This window comes from Psychrobacter sp. GTC18467, from assembly GCF_055397455.1.
In genome coordinates this window covers 991218-1005784 of sequence record NZ_AP038920.1, presented here as the reverse complement: position 1 = coordinate 1005784, position 14567 = coordinate 991218, and the positions used below count along the sequence as shown (strand labels likewise).

Annotated in this window: 13 protein-coding genes; 11 read left to right on the top strand and 2 right to left on the bottom strand. The window is 46.1% G+C overall.

Annotated features, from left to right (window positions below; genetic code table 11):
• Positions 1 to 90: 90 nt before the first annotated feature.
• Together gltS and ACZ5XY_RS04250 are read right to left on the bottom strand one after the other, a co-directional pair.
• Positions 91 to 1362 (bottom strand): sodium/glutamate symporter, encoded by a 1272-nt coding sequence (gltS, locus tag ACZ5XY_RS04255; protein WP_464743198.1) that lies wholly within the window; start codon positions 1360 to 1362, stop codon positions 91 to 93.
• Positions 1363 to 1854: 492 nt separating this feature from the next.
• Positions 1855 to 3153: a glutamate-5-semialdehyde dehydrogenase gene (locus ACZ5XY_RS04250; RefSeq protein WP_464743196.1), complete on the bottom strand. Its 1299-nt coding sequence runs from the start codon at positions 3151 to 3153 to the stop codon at positions 1855 to 1857.
• Between the two features lie 288 nt (positions 3154 to 3441).
• Here ACZ5XY_RS04250 and ACZ5XY_RS04245 point away from each other — a divergent pair, with 288 nt between their 5' ends.
• The 11 genes from ACZ5XY_RS04245 (at position 3442) to ACZ5XY_RS04195 (ending at position 14472) form a co-directional block, all read left to right on the top strand.
• Complete coding sequence (locus ACZ5XY_RS04245; RefSeq protein WP_464743194.1) at positions 3442 to 3837, top strand: hypothetical protein; 396 nt, start codon at positions 3442 to 3444, stop codon at positions 3835 to 3837.
• 173 nt (positions 3838 to 4010) lie between these two features.
• Positions 4011 to 4841: an ABC transporter ATP-binding protein gene (locus ACZ5XY_RS04240; protein WP_464743192.1), complete on the top strand. Its 831-nt coding sequence runs from the start codon at positions 4011 to 4013 to the stop codon at positions 4839 to 4841.
• A gap of 230 nt (positions 4842 to 5071) precedes the next feature.
• Positions 5072 to 5857 carry a transporter substrate-binding domain-containing protein gene (locus ACZ5XY_RS04235; protein WP_464743190.1) on the top strand — a complete coding sequence of 262 codons (786 nt, stop codon included), beginning with the start codon at positions 5072 to 5074 and terminating at the stop codon, positions 5855 to 5857.
• A gap of 116 nt (positions 5858 to 5973) precedes the next feature.
• Positions 5974 to 6849 (top strand): transporter substrate-binding domain-containing protein, encoded by an 876-nt coding sequence (locus ACZ5XY_RS04230; protein WP_464743188.1) that lies wholly within the window; start codon positions 5974 to 5976, stop codon positions 6847 to 6849.
• Positions 6850 to 6912: 63 nt separating this feature from the next.
• A complete protein-coding gene (locus ACZ5XY_RS04225; RefSeq protein ID WP_464743186.1) occupies positions 6913 to 7779 on the top strand; it encodes a transporter substrate-binding domain-containing protein in 867 nt (288 codons plus the stop codon).
• Between the two features lie 186 nt (positions 7780 to 7965).
• Positions 7966 to 9075 (top strand): RNA-guided endonuclease InsQ/TnpB family protein, encoded by a 1110-nt coding sequence (locus tag ACZ5XY_RS04220; protein ID WP_464743184.1) that lies wholly within the window; start codon positions 7966 to 7968, stop codon positions 9073 to 9075.
• Between the two features lie 256 nt (positions 9076 to 9331).
• Entirely contained in the window at positions 9332 to 10060 is a 729-nt protein-coding gene (locus ACZ5XY_RS04215; protein WP_464743182.1) for an ABC transporter permease, read from the top strand.
• Between the two features lie 11 nt (positions 10061 to 10071).
• The gene (locus ACZ5XY_RS04210; RefSeq protein WP_464743180.1) at positions 10072 to 10803 is read left to right on the top strand and encodes an ABC transporter permease; all 732 of its coding nucleotides are present in this window, start codon (positions 10072 to 10074) and stop codon (positions 10801 to 10803) included.
• A gap of 119 nt (positions 10804 to 10922) precedes the next feature.
• Positions 10923 to 12593: a DUF3616 domain-containing protein gene (locus tag ACZ5XY_RS04205; protein ID WP_464743178.1), complete on the top strand. Its 1671-nt coding sequence runs from the start codon at positions 10923 to 10925 to the stop codon at positions 12591 to 12593.
• A 93-nt stretch (positions 12594 to 12686) separates the two neighbouring features.
• Positions 12687 to 13751, top strand: coding sequence for a DUF3616 domain-containing protein (locus tag ACZ5XY_RS04200; protein WP_464743176.1), 1065 nt, complete (start codon positions 12687 to 12689; stop codon positions 13749 to 13751).
• Between the two features lie 55 nt (positions 13752 to 13806).
• On the top strand, positions 13807 to 14472 hold the full coding sequence (locus ACZ5XY_RS04195) for a fumarylacetoacetate hydrolase family protein (protein WP_464743174.1): 666 nt from the start codon (positions 13807 to 13809) through the stop codon (positions 14470 to 14472).
• The last annotated feature ends 95 nt before the right edge of the window (positions 14473 to 14567 follow it).

The following is a 14567-nucleotide window of genomic DNA, read 5'->3' as shown; positions in this document are numbered from 1 at the left end:
AAAGTTAGTTTTAAAACGTAAAAACAAAAAACCGCCCAAGTGATTGAGCGGTTTTTTTTGCTTTTTATAAAATGTTAAAATGTTAAAACGTTAAAACGGCAATTTGGTGAAAATCTGCAATACCGTGGCGTTCACAATATCGACGAAAAACGCCCCAACCATGGGAACGATTAAAAACGCTTTTGGTGACGGCAAATAACGGTCGGTCACCGCTTGCATATTGGCAATTGCGGTTGGCGTTGCCCCCATGCCAAAGCCGCAATGACCTGCAGCAAGCACGGCAGAATCGTAATCTTTGCCCATAATTCTAAAGGTTACAAAGTAAGCATAAGCAATCATTACTGCGGTTTGCACGAGCAAGATAACAAGCACAGGACCCGCCAAATCGGTCAATTGCCAAAGTTTTAATGACAATAGCGCCATCGCCAAAAACAAACTTAAAGCGGCGTTACCAAAGACGTCAATGGCGCGGTCAAACATATCAAAGTTAAATACCATGGTCAGAACGTTACGGATAATCACCCCGCCACCAAGCGCCCAAACGAAGGTCGGCAGCTCAAACCAAGTGTCTTTTGCCACAATGGTCATCACATCGGCAAAGGCAAGTGCTGCTGCAAATAACGCCAAAGTTTCAATCGCTGAGGACGCGGTAATAAAGCGCATGCTGTCCGGCTTTTCAAAAATCTCTTTGGTATCAAGACCTTCATCTTCGCTGTGTTTGGTACTATAAAGCGACTGCTGACCGGCAACGCGCTCAATATCGGTAGGGTTTTGATTGGCAAGGCTAGGTTTGACGCCCATTTTTTGAATGAGCCTTCGCGCTACCGGCCCACCAATCACGCCACCTGCCACTAGACCATAAGTTGCTGCCGCAATCCCAAGGGTCGTTGCACCAACCACGCCGTATTGCTCCTCGAGCGTTTGCCCCCAAGCGCCTGCCGTTCCGTGACCACCGGTTAATGAGATTGAGCCGGTCACCAGTCCCATGAGCGGATCAAGCCCCAACGCGCTTGCCATGCCAACGCCGACAAGGTCTTGCAAAACAATAAATACCGACACCACCACGGTAAAAATCAGCAGCGGCATGCCACCGGCTTTTAAGCGCCCAAAGTCGGCACTTAAACCAATGGACGCAAAAAACATCAACATACAAGCGGTTTGCAAATCTTGCTGAAAGTTAAAGCTATAGCCCCAAACCAAGTTGAGAATATAAACGATGATGGCAGCCACCAATCCCCCTGCCACCGGTTCTGGAATGTTAAAATCCTCCAAAAATTTAATCTTTTTGACCAAAAACCGCCCAAGCAGCAGCACTAAGGTCGCTAAAATCAGCGTATAGTAGCCGTTTAATGTCACTTCCATAAAATCGTCCTTTTTAAATCCGCAGTGTTCCCAAAGCTATGCTATAAATTTCCATAGAGTAGTTGGGGAGCGCTCTCGCCCAAGCGCTTACTAGCATTTAAATTGCGCAGCTTAAGTACCAATCGCAATTCTTCCTTAGGTTGTGAGCTTAACCTTTAACCTGTTTAACCATTGGTCAAAGCCCATCAAAATTTTGGCAGACCCCAAAAAATTGTTATGAATTAAGTTACAATACGCCTAATTCAAGTGATGTTAGCGTAATTATAGAGAAAAAAACGCCCAGCCTTTTGCAGCTTTAAGTAGGCTCTGCGTAACTTTGATTATTAAACTATTGAATCATTAACATTTTTAATAAGATGATTTACCTTATTGACACTCATATTTTTTATAAAATCATGAATTATAAATTAAAAAACGCCGAAATCAATGTCGGCGTCTCATTTTAAGGTGAGATTAGTATTACTAAAGGGTCAATTTGAAAGGTTTCGACTGTTAGGCTCGGGTTTCGCCGTGACCATAAACCACCCATTTTTGCGAGGTTAAGCCCTCAAGACCGACAGGGCCACGGGCGTGGATTTTGTCGGTTGAGATGCCAATTTCAGCGCCAAGACCGTATTCAAAGCCGTCAGCAAAGCGGCTTGAGGCGTTAATCATCACGCTTGAGGAGTCCACCTCGCGGATAAAGCGCTGCGATTTGCTGTAATTGTCCGTGATGATGACGTCGGTATGGTGGCTGCCGTGGGTGTTGATGTGCTCGATTGCCGCGTCCAAACCGTCAACGACTTTAACCGCTAAAATCGGCGCAAGGTATTCGGTATCCCAATCGTCTAAGTTTGCCGGACTTAGGTGACCTTGAAGTTTGCTATTGTCTGTTAAAAGGGCATTGGCTTGGTCATCAACGCGAAGCTGCATGTCGCTATCGGCATCAATGATGGCTTCGGCGATTTTTGGCAGTAATTTATCGGCAACTTCTTTGTCAACAAGCAGCGTTTCCATGGTGTTACACGTGCCGTAGCGGTGCGTTTTGGCATTCACACTGACCTTGATAGCAATGTCGGCATCTGCATCGCTGTCAATAAAGGTATGGCAGTTGCCGTCTAAATGCTTGATGACCGGAACGCGAGCGTCGCGGCTGATGCGCTCAATGAGACCTTTGCCGCCGCGAGGGACGATAACGTCCACAAAGTCAGTCATGGTGATGAGTTCGCCAACAGCGGCGCGGTCGGTGGTGTTAATCACTTGAACGCTACTTTTTGGCAGTCCTGATGCTTCTAATCCTTGATGGATACAGCGGGCGATGGCTTGGTTTGATTCAAAGGCTTCTGAGCCGCCGCGAAGGATAATGGCGTTTCCTGATTTAAGCGCAAGGGACGCCGCCTCTAAAGTGACGTTGGGTCGTGACTCGTAAATCATGCCGACGACCCCAAGTGGCACGCGCATTTTTCCTAGTAAAATCCCTGAGGGGCGATAGGTCATGTCGCTGATTTCGCCAATCGGGTCAGGAAGGCTTGCCACATCTTTTAAGCCTTGCAGCATAGCCTCAAAGCGCGCGTCGTTGAGCTCAAGCCTATCAAGCAGCGCCGGCTCAAGGTTGTTTTTTTGACCATTATCAACGTCTTGTTTATTTGCCGCCAAAATATCGTCTTTTGCAGCAAGGAGCGCGTCATGAATGGCAACTAGGGCGCTGTTTTTGTCATGGGTGCTTGCTGCTGCCAAAATTCTTGAGGCGGCGCGAGCCTGTTGACCTAACGTTGTCATGTAAGATTTGAGGTCGTCCGTTTGGGCTGTCATTCGTTGTCCTTTTCTGTTTTGAACACAAGTAATCATCAGTCTTATTAACATAGAGCAGATTCAGGCGATAGTAAAGGCAAAATCATGGATTGTGGGGCAGGAATTTTTAAGCGCTCGTTAATAACTTGTAGCGTAAAGTTACGCAGAGTGAACACAACTGTGCTGCAACGCCTAAAGTTTTCCCGTTGAATTGTCCGTATAGTGGGAAGCTTAAGACCTTGAGTAACAACAAAACCAATTTTTAAAATCAATACACTTATTTATATTATTACTTTTTGGAGTGTCATCATGGCTATGATTTCATCACAATTAAAAAAACCCCTATCTTATAAAGCCTTAATCGGCGTTAGTTTAACGGCAGCAATGCTCACCCTAGGCGCTTGTAGCAAAAAAGAAGACGCCCCTATCGAAACTGAAACGACCGAAACCACCGTGGTAGCACCGGTTGCTGAACCTGACACTGCCGTTGCGGTGGATGACAATCCGGACATGGCAGGCGATGACATGGGCGCTCATGACGAAGCTGATATGGCAAATCATGAGGGAATGCCGATGGACGGCGACATGAATGATGTGAATGCGGCGGATAGTGTAGTGGCGAGCGATGATGTGGGCGTTGCCACCGCTGACGATAGCGAGATGATGGACGGCACGGATAAAAATGAGCACATCTCAACCAACTAATTGATGTTCTTAGAAAATCTCGACCGTGACGGTCAGCTTTTTAATCATTAACAGCATCAAGCCTGCTATCATATCAGCGCAATCTTGATTAAAATGCTAAAATAGCGCTCAGACATGCCCAAGCTGTCTGGGCTTTTTATTTTGCTTTATCTCAAACTGGAAACTTGCTGTTCATGATTGCAACTACCGACCCAACCCAAGCTTCAAATGTTTCTAACGCCCCTGCCGCCTCAAGCGCCCCCATTGCCCTTGAAATCCGCGACCTGCACAAAAGCTACGGCGCGCTTTCTGTATTAAAAGGCGTCTCCTTGACCGCTTATGATGGCGATGTCATCTCAATTTTAGGCTCCTCCGGCTCTGGAAAATCGACCTTATTGCGCTGCATTAATTTGCTTGAAAAACCCACCCAAGGCGCCATCCTTATCGGCAATGACGAGCTGCGCTTAAAAGCCGGCAAATCCGGCGAGATGCAAGCGGCGGACATCAAGCAGCTTGAAAAACTGCGCGCAAGCGTGGGCTTTGTGTTTCAAAACTTTAACCTTTGGCCGCACAAAACCATTTTACAAAACATCATTGAAGGTCCAACCCAAGTTTTAAAAATGAAAAAAGAGCAAGCCATCAGTGAAGCTGAAGTGCTGCTTAAAAAAGTCGGCTTGATTGATAAAAAGGACGCGTATCCGGCAAATTTATCCGGCGGTCAGCGGCAGCGCGTTGCCATTGCTCGCGCCCTTGCCATGAAGCCGCGCGTTTTGTTATTTGATGAGCCGACCTCCGCGCTTGACCCAGAATTGGTCAACGAAGTGCTTGCCGTCATGCGCGAGCTTGCCGAAGAAGGTCGAACCATGCTGATTGTCACCCACGAGATGCGCTTTGCCCGTGACGTATCAAGTAAAGTGGTGTTTTTGCATCAAGGCGTCATTGAAGAAATTGGCACGCCGGAGCAGGTCTTTGACAACCCAACCTCACAGCGGGTTAAAGACTTTATGGCATCGCACCGCAATTAACCATTTTGATAGCATTAGTTAATAACTAGCAACCTTAAGCCGCTAAAAAGGGTTTTAAAATCAGGTTAAAAGGTTGCTTTTAGCTTACCAAAAGGTTTGTTTTTGATAATTGAGTCAGGTATTATCAAAAAAATTTAGCGTTTTATAGATTATCGATGATGATTTTAATTCAATCCTCAGCACTTAGGATTCAAGGCGCGCCCTCATCTTGATTTAAGGAACAAAAGTAGATGTCGACCTCTTCATTATTATGGTCATCTGTGACCATTGCTGCCGCGTTACTGCTTGGCGCTTGTAGCCCATCGACTGAGCAAAATGGCGCGGCAAGCGATAGCAGCGCGAGCGGTAAAACGCTGCGAATTGCCACCGAAGGCGCTTACCCTCCGTTTAACTACACCAACTCTGATGGCAGTCTTGGCGGCTTTGACATTGACGTGGCAAACGCGCTTTGTAAGCAAATGAATGCCAACTGTGACATTGTGGCTCAAGATTGGGACGGCATTATTCCCGGGCTTTTGGCGCAAAAATATGACGCGGTGATTGCCGGCATGTCCATCACCCAAGAGCGCCAAGAAAAGGTCGATTTCACCGAGCCGTATTTTGCCAATACCATGGTTTGGTTGACGAGCACCGGCGGCAAATTTGACCCCAAAAACATCAAAAACTTAACCTTAGGTGGTCAGCGCTCAACAACGCCGGGCGCGTATTTGCAAGACCGTTATGATGGCAAAGACGGCAACAGCGTTCAGCTTTATGACAACTACGACAACGCCTATTTGGATTTAAAATCAGGTCGTAGCAATGCGGTTTTGGCAGAAAAAGTATCGGCTAAAGCTTGGCTTAAAGACAACCCAAAAGGCTTTGGCATCGTCGGTGACGAAATTGACAACGATGACAACATTGCCATTGCCGTTCGTAAAGGCGATTCGCTAAAAGACGATTTTAACACCGCACTTCAAGCAATCCGCGCTAATGGCGAGCTTGAGCGCATCGAAAAAGCCCATTTTGACCACTAATTTTGTAACGTTTTAAGCCCAGTTTTAAATCAAGCACCGTCAACGCCCAAGGTTAAAAACGTATCGCTAATAAAAGATAACGTGGTTAACTTGGCGTTTTGCTCAAGGACAATCAGATGACTTCTTACCGGAAAATTTTTGCCAAATCAGCGTTTGCTGCTGTCATCAGTACAAGCCTGCTTACCGCTTGTAGTAACAGCGCTGAGACGGGCGCGGACACCAATGCAGGCGACACGTCAACAATCAAAATCGCCACCGAATCAAGCTTTAAACCGTTCAGCTACACCGATGCCAACGGCAACTTAATCGGCTATGAGATTGATTTGGTCGATGCGTTATGCGCTCAAATGAAAGCCGACTGCGAAATTATCTCCCAAGATTGGGACGGCTTAATTCCGGGGCTGAACGCCAAAAAATTTGACGCGGCGATTGCCGGCATGTCCATCACCCCTGAGCGTAAAGAAGTCGTTGATTTTAGCGACCCGTATTTTCATACCGGCATCATTTTGATTGGTAAAAAAGGCGACAACATCACCGTTGATGACTTAAAAGCTCAGCCAATTGCCGCTCAGCGCGCCACCGTTGCCTCGCAATATTTGCAGGACAAGCACAGCGAGGCGGACATCAAGCTTTATGACACTCAAGACAACGCTTATTTGGATTTAACCTCAGGTCGCGTTCGCGCCATGATGTCCGATAAAATCGTTGGTTTGGATTGGCTCAAAACCGACGCGGGCAAAGATTACGAAGTTAAAGGCGCTGAAATCAGCTCAGATGAGGACGCTATGGGAATTGCCTTTACCAAGGGCAACCCCTTGATTAGCAAATTTAACAAAGCCTTAGCCGAAATCAAAGCCAATGGTACTTACGACAAAATTACCATGAAATATTTTGGTGCGGATACCAAAGCTTTAGGAGCGGCGGGCGAGGACATCAAAGATGTGGTTGTGATTGAGGACAAGTCAACGGACTCAGCCCGTGCTGAAAAGTAACGGCTGCTAAGCGCATTATCATACATAAACACCAAGCTTGCCTTGCCTTGTTAAGGAAAAATCATGGCAATATTAAGAAAAACGGCTTTTAAAACGACAGCAATTTGGGCAATTGGTCTTGGCGCAGTTTTGCTTGCCGGTTGTAGCAACTCGCAACCTGATAGCGCTGAAAGTTCAGCGTCAAAGGATAGTGCCGCCTCAAGCGAGGTATTAAGGATTGGCACAGAAGGGGCTTACGCGCCGTTTAACTTTACCAACGCCGATGGTAGCTTGGGCGGTTTTGATGTCGATATTGCCAATGCCCTTTGCGCGGACATGAAGGTTAAGTGCGACATTCAAGCTCAAGATTGGGACGGCATTATTCCGGCGCTCAAAGCCGGAAAGTTTGATGCCATTGTCGCCGCGATGTCGGTAACGCCTGAACGCGCTAAAGAGGTCAGCTTTACCGAGCCTTATTTTGACAACAGCCTTGTTTTTTTAGCCAAAGATAGCGCAAGCTTTGACCCAAGCAAAACCGCAGACATCAACAGCCACTCCGTTGCCGCTCAGCGCTCAACCATTTCTTCGCAGTGGTTTGAAAAGACCTATCCAAAAGCCGACATGAAGCTTTATGATACGCTCAGCAATGCCTTTTTGGATTTGGGCGCGGGTCGCGTTGAGGCGATGATTTCGGATAAATTGCCGGCGCTGCAATGGCTGAACTCCCCATCAGGAAAAGGTTTTGTCATTAAAGGTGAGGACATTGATATTAATGACCATTTGGCAATCGCGGTGCGACCTGATGATGAGTTAAAAGACCAACTCAATCAGGCGCTTGCCAATATCAAAGCCAATGGCACTTACGATAAAATTTATGATAAGTATTTTTCGCTAAAATCGTCGCAAGATTCAGCCGAGGTTGCCCCGCAAGCTGACCTGAGCAAATCCTAGCTTCTTCTAAGCGTAAACTATGAGGATTTTTTTATAAAAAACAGTGCCAAAGCGGTACTGTTTTTTTATTTATCCAAACTCGCCGTAAAACCATGCCTCTCTAAGCATGGATATCAGGTGACAGCGGTTGATGTTTAAAGCAGCTTTAAGCTTGCTAGAATTTACCAAACACAGCAAACTAAAATCATGAAAACTCTTAAACTTCGACTTAAAGACAAACACGCACTGCCGCTTACGCAATTAAGCGGCACGGTCAACTTTGTTTGGAACTATCTCAATGAGTTAAGCTTTAAGCACTTACAACGAACTGGAAAATTCTTTAGTGCTTACGATTTAGCAGAATACACCAAAGGTAGCGGCGAGTATTTAGGATTGCATTCGCAAACCATTCAAGCGATTAGTGAATCCCACGCCAAAAGCCGAAAGCAGTTTAAAAAAGCCAAATCAAGATGGCGAACCAATAATCCTAAATCAGGCAAAAAAAGCTTGGGTTGGATTCCGTTTAAAAAGAGTGCCATCAAACACCTCGCCACACGCCAAAGCGGTAAGAAAGCGCTGAAATCAACCATTCAGTTAAGCTTAGCCAACCATCAAAAGCTAATTATTGAGTTGTTTGACAGCTACAATTTAAGCCTATACCAAATCAATACCCTTGATTTGGTTCAAGATGCAAGAGGTCGATGGTACGCTTGCATCACGGTCAAAGCCCAAGCTGACGCTAAAGTCCAAAGCGGCAAAGGTCAAATCGGCATTGATTTAGGACTCAAAGAAGCCGCAACTACCTCAGATGGTGATACCCTCACCGTCAAACAAACCCTAAAATGGGCGATAAAACTGGCTACGGCTCAGCGCGCCAAAAATAAAAAGCGCGTCAAAGCCATTCACGCCAAGATTAAAAATACAAGACGAGATTTAATCCACAAATTCACCACCCAATTGGTTAAAGATAATTCGCTGATTGTGGTCGGTGATGTAAAATCAAACTCATTCACTTCTAAAAAGACTAACCTTGCTAAATCAACTTACGATGCAGGTTGGTTTGAACTTAAACGGCAACTGGACTATAAATGCAAGCATGCAGGTTGCCATTTTGAGATTGTGAATGAAAGCTACACCACCCAAACCTGTTCCAGCTGTCGCCAAATCGGTGACAGTAGCCCTAAGGGGCGTCAGGCGCTTGGAATAAGAGAATGGACTTGTGAGTGCGGTGTCACCAATGACCGCGATATCAACGCGGCAAGGAACATTCTTGCGGTCGGGCTTGACCGTCTAGCAGTAGGAATCCCCTCCCTTTAGGGAGGGGAGGAAGTCAAGACTGCCAAGTCTTGTTTATTAAGGCTTTTTTTTAGCCTTTAGGGCAAAAAAACCCGCGTTTTTAGCTCAGTTTGTCTGGATAAAATAACATACTTGATATTGAATATGCTAAAATCAGCGCTCAATTTATTCATTAACATACTGTTACCAAAACTTTGACTGCTCCTTGTTGAGCAGGCAGGGTTTTGGGCGGTCGGTTTTGACCGTTTTGAGTAGCCATCAGACAAAGTGAAGCACTGTGATTGATTTACAAGGATTTGGCGGACTCCTGCTCAGCGGAGCAGCAGTCACCATTAAGATTACCTTAACGAGCCTTGCGATTGGCATGGTGCTTGGTTTACTTGGCGCCACCGCCAAGCTGTCTTCGGTTTGGATTTTTCGCAAGCTTGCCACCGTTTATACCGCAACCATGCGCGGTATCCCCGAGCTATTATTGGTGCTGTTTATTTATTACGGCGGCTCCATGGTTTTGATGAGTGTTCTCAAATCCTTTGGTTACAACAACTATATCGAAATCAGTGCCTTTTGGGGCGGGGTGATGGCGCTGTCTATCGCCTTTGGCGCTTATGCCACCGAGATTTTGCGGATGGCAATTCAAGAAATCCCTGTCGGTCAAAGTGAGGCGGCGCAAGCGATTGGCATGCGACCGCTACAAATTTTTTATCGGATTACCTTGCCGCAAGTTTGGCAAATTGCACTTCCCGGTCTTGGTAATTTGTTTTTGGTGCTTTTAAAAGATACGGCGCTGGTGTCGGTCGTTGGTCTTAAAGACATTATGTATCAGTCCTCACGCGCAGCGCAGTCAACCCAGCAGCCGTTTACCTTTTATATGGCGGCAGCGATTATTTATTTGGGGCTGACCATTTTAATTACCGGATTTACCATGTGGCTTGAGTGGCGCGCCAATCCGGCAGCACGTTACGCCAAAAAGCTCGCCAAACAGCCTGCCCAAAGCGTTGGTCATTAAAGGAGCAAATGATGGATTGGAATTGGCAAGTTATTTTTGACCATATCCCAGATTTGCTCGGTGGGGCAGTGCTGACGGCGCAACTGGTGGTCTTTTCAGGAATTGTGGGGCTGATTTTTGGGCTGATTTTAGCGCAGTTGCGATTGTCAAAAAGTGTGGCGGTGCAAGCATTGCCGTTTGCTTATATTTTCTTTTTTCGTGGCACGCCGCTATTGGTGCAAATCTTTTTGATTTATTATGGTTTAGGTCAGTTTGAAGCGATTCGCAGCTCATTTTTGTGGGAGCCGGTGCTAAGTCAAGCCTATTGGTGCGCGATTATTGCCTTTACCATGAACACCAGTGCCTATTTGGCGGAGATTTTTCGTGGGGCAATTCAAGCCATTCCGGCAGGGGAGCTTGAAGCGGCGGACGCCATTGGTATGTCAAAATGGCAAAAATTAACCCGAATCACCTTGCCGCGAGCCTTTGGTATCGTCATTCCGGCGTACAGTAACGAAGTGATTTTTATGCTCAAAGGCAGCGCTTTGGCATCAACCATTGCCTTAATGGACATTACCGGTGTTGCCCGAACCATCAGTGCGCGAACTTATACCTTGATGGAGCTGTTTTTTGCCGCAGGGGTGATTTATTTGCTGCTGTCTTGGGTCATTTTATTTGGCTTTAGACTGCTTGAACAGCGCTTAAACCGTTATATGACTTACGTTCCGCCTGATGTCGTGACCAAAACCATTCCAGAGTTATAACTCTTGTTCTAAGCGCTTTAAGCGCACCTCAACATGCTTTTATTGAGCAGCCGGCAGCAAGTCATTGTCGATGACCTTGCGCGCCGTTCATTTAAACCTAAGAAACTGGCAGGGAAGTCTTGAGCAAGTTAGCAAAGAAAAAAAAGCAGAAAAAGTCAGCGCCAAAGCCTGAAATCATCACTGATATCAGCTTTCGGCGCGGCGCGGTGGAAGCCGTACCGCTTGGAACGTCAAAAGCGGTTGAAACCATGTTCCGAAACGCCCTACGAACGGAGCTTGATTTAATCGCCTTAGCCGCAACGAAAGCCAATATCATGATTTCGTTAAACGGCATCATCATCTCGGCATTGATGATTTCAGGGGCGTTTATTTTTGTGTCCTCAGCGGCGTTTTTAGTGCCGGCAGGGATGTTTATGTTTACCGCTGCGGCGTCCATTTTTTTTGCCATTTTGGCAGCCGCTCCTGAAAAGGCAAATTACTTTGCCGGATTTTTTGCTTGGGGCAAAGCTTGGCTGAAAAAAGAAGCCACAAGGCAGGAGTTACCGGCTTATTTGCACAAAGCCAATCAGTTTGGCGGTGGTGATAAAGTCAATTTGCTGATAAATAAAGACCGGATGCAGCTGTCACGCGAGGAATATTGGTGGCAAATGCAAGAGCTGATGCGCGACCGCGACGAGACCTATCACGCGATGAGCGACCAGCTGTATTGGCTTGGGCAAATTGCCGCGCGCAATTTTAAAATGCTGAGCGTTTCTTACTCGTTGTTTCGTTGGGGAATGCTGGTTTCGGTGTTGACCTCGATTTTCTTAAAAGGTTTGGTGTTTTTTTATCCTGCCGCCCTTGGTCAGCCGCCGGTTACGCCATTGACCACCACCGGAATGGGAACGCTGACCGACGTTTATGAGCCCTCTGCCGTTCAGCAATTGCCGGATGGTCGCGTTTTGGTGGTTGAAGATGAAGAGCATCGGGCGATGAATTTGCTCAGCGTTGAGCCCGATGGCAGTTTGGTTGAAAATCAAGTGGCAAGTTTGCAAATGACGCGCGGCTTTGGTCGCAAGCTTAATGATTTAGAAGGCTTGAGCGCCGATGCCAGAGGCTTTATTTATGCCATCACCTCGCATTCCTCCGACTCAAACGGTCATCGTGACCCAACCCGCGAGCAGCTGCTGCGTTTTCGGGTCAATGGCAATATGCCCTCTGAAATTGCGGAAGTCACGAGCCTTCGCGATGACTTGATAAACTCAAGCGAGCTGCAAGCGTCTTTTCAGCAAATGCTTAATACCAACATCGATTTTAAAGATTTGGACATTGAAGGTCTTGCCTTTGACAATGACAGCGGCAATTTGATGCTTGGACTTAGAACGCCACTGGCGGGAAATCGTTCCATTATCATTCCGATAACCAATACGGATGCCATGTTCTCGCAAAAAGTGCCGCCGCAGTTTGGTGCGCCTATCTTTTTGGACTTAGATGGCGGCGGAATTCGTTCCTTGTATTTTGATGCGGTGCTTAGCCAGTTTGTCATTGCCAACGAAATCACCAACGCTGATGGCGACAAAAAAGCACAGATTTGGACGTGGTCGGGCGAGCGTGATGACAAACCTGTTAAAATTCATGCGCCTGAGCTTGATGCCTTGCAAAATATCGAAGCTATTGACTCCATTACTGCCAATGGGACGATAAAAATGATTTTTATGGCGGATGAAGGTGATGCCAAAAAAGGCATTCATGCGCGCTACGTGATGCTTGATTATAAAAACATCTTGCCTATCCCAAAAGCTAAGCGCTAATGAGAATCATTATGTTACAACATGTATTAAAATTAAAAAAAACGGCGATAAACATTTATAATATATGATTATCTTAAGTCAAATGAGACACTTATGAGCCAAACAAATACCTCAAAATCTACCCGAATTACTTGGGGTGCGGTTGCCCTTGTCGGCGGCGCTGTTGTCCTAAAATCAGTCTTTGGTCTTGCCCCAAGCCCAACGGCAAATGCTGCTGAGCCTGTGAAAACCCCAACAAAAGCACAAGCGGCGGGCGTTGACATTCGCACCTTTGAAAACATTTATGAGCCGTCAGCGGTGTTTCAATTGCCTGATGGCAAAGTTTTGGTGGTTGAAGATGAAATTGCAAGCGCCATGAGTATTTTGACCATCACCTCCGATGGCAGATTGCTTGAAGACAAAGCCGCCAATCACAAATTAATTAAAAGTTTTGGACAAAAACTTGATGATTTAGAAAACTTAGCCGGTGACAATCACGGTCGCATTTTTGCCGCCACCTCGCACTCCTCTGACAAAAAGGGCAATCGTGACCCCAACCGCGAGCAATTGCTGCGCTTTACAATCAAAAATGGTCAAGCTCAAAATATCGCTCGCATCACCAGTCTTCGTGATGATTTGCGCGCTAATCAAACTTTGGTCGATGCCATCAAAGCCAAATCTAAAAGCGCGCCCCATTTTTCAGATTTAAATATTGAAGGCATGGCGTATTTACCTAAAGATAATTCGTTACTGCTAGGACTTCGCGCACCAATGGCAGATGAGCTATCTATCATCGTACCAATTACCAACATTGATGCCATGTTTGACCACAAAGCCAAGCCCGATTTTGGCGCGCCAATCTTTTTGGATTTAGACGGCGGTGGCATTCGCTCACTACATTTTGATGAAAAACTAAATACCTTTATCATTGCCAATGAAATTGCGGACAGTAAGGGTAAAGATGTGTCGCAGATTTGGACTTGGAGTGGCAAGGCAAATGAAGCCCCTAAAAAAGTCAACATCAACCAGTTGCATCAACTCAAAAATATCGAAGCGATTGACGATTTAGTCATTAATGGTCAAAAAAAGCTGGTCTTTATGGCGGATGAAGGTGTTGAGAAAAAAGACATTCCGGCAAAATATATGATGGTTGATTATGACCAGTTTTTGCAAAACTAACTTTTCAAGCAAACTTTTAAAATAAATCTTTTAAAATAAAAACAAGGATGTTGCGATGACGGCTCAAAAAAATGGTCATGCCATTGGTAAGGTGGTTTGTGTGGGTCGCAATTATGCCGCTCATGCGCGTGAGCTTGGCAATGAAGTCCCAAAATCGCCGCTGCTATTTATGAAGCCTGCCTCTTGCGTGACTTATTTGAGTCAAAGTGAGCTTGGAACGATTAATCTTCCTGATGCGGTTACATTTGGCGACACCCACTACGAAGCTGAGCTTTGTATTCAATTATCCAGCGATTTAAAAAATGCCAGTGCTCTTGAGGCAAAATCTGCCATTGGCGGGGTGACGTTAGGGCTTGATTTGACCCTGCGTGAGCTGCAAAGCCAGCTTAAAGCCAAAGGTCAGCCGTGGGAGCGCGCTAAATGCTTTGATGGCGCTTGCGTGTTGGGCGATTGGGTTAGTGCAAGCGACTTTGGTGATTTTAAAAACGTCAATTATCAGCTGATGATCAATGATGAAATGGTTCAAGATGGTGACAGCAGTTTGATGCTGTTTCCGGTGATTGAACTGATTGCGGAAATCAGTCACGCCTTTAGCTTACAAGCAGGGGATGTGATTATGACCGGAACGCCAAGCGGCGTTGGCAAGTTGGCTTTAAATGATCAGTTGACTTTGGTACTTGGCAGTCATCAATGGCAAGCTCAAGTCCAGTCAGCGTATTAAGGTTTAGCAACAATAGATAACTGTTGTTTTGGCACAATACTCGCTAGTATGAGGGCTCATTGACCTTGGCGGTGACGCTTTGGGTGATTGAGCCC

Coding starts and splice junctions, on each gene's coding strand:
- gltS (WP_464743198.1), bottom strand. CDS start 1,362: ATGGAAGTGACATTAAACGGCTACTATACGCTGATTTTAGCGACCTTA.
- ACZ5XY_RS04250 (WP_464743196.1), bottom strand. CDS start 3,153: ATGACAGCCCAAACGGACGACCTCAAATCTTACATGACAACGTTAGGT.
- ACZ5XY_RS04245 (WP_464743194.1), top strand. CDS start 3,442: ATGGCTATGATTTCATCACAATTAAAAAAACCCCTATCTTATAAAGCC.
- ACZ5XY_RS04240 (WP_464743192.1), top strand. CDS start 4,011: ATGATTGCAACTACCGACCCAACCCAAGCTTCAAATGTTTCTAACGCC.
- ACZ5XY_RS04235 (WP_464743190.1), top strand. CDS start 5,072: ATGTCGACCTCTTCATTATTATGGTCATCTGTGACCATTGCTGCCGCG.
- ACZ5XY_RS04230 (WP_464743188.1), top strand. CDS start 5,974: ATGACTTCTTACCGGAAAATTTTTGCCAAATCAGCGTTTGCTGCTGTC.
- ACZ5XY_RS04225 (WP_464743186.1), top strand. CDS start 6,913: ATGGCAATATTAAGAAAAACGGCTTTTAAAACGACAGCAATTTGGGCA.
- ACZ5XY_RS04220 (WP_464743184.1), top strand. CDS start 7,966: ATGAAAACTCTTAAACTTCGACTTAAAGACAAACACGCACTGCCGCTT.
- ACZ5XY_RS04210 (WP_464743180.1), top strand. CDS start 10,072: ATGGATTGGAATTGGCAAGTTATTTTTGACCATATCCCAGATTTGCTC.
- ACZ5XY_RS04200 (WP_464743176.1), top strand. CDS start 12,687: ATGAGCCAAACAAATACCTCAAAATCTACCCGAATTACTTGGGGTGCG.
- ACZ5XY_RS04195 (WP_464743174.1), top strand. CDS start 13,807: ATGACGGCTCAAAAAAATGGTCATGCCATTGGTAAGGTGGTTTGTGTG.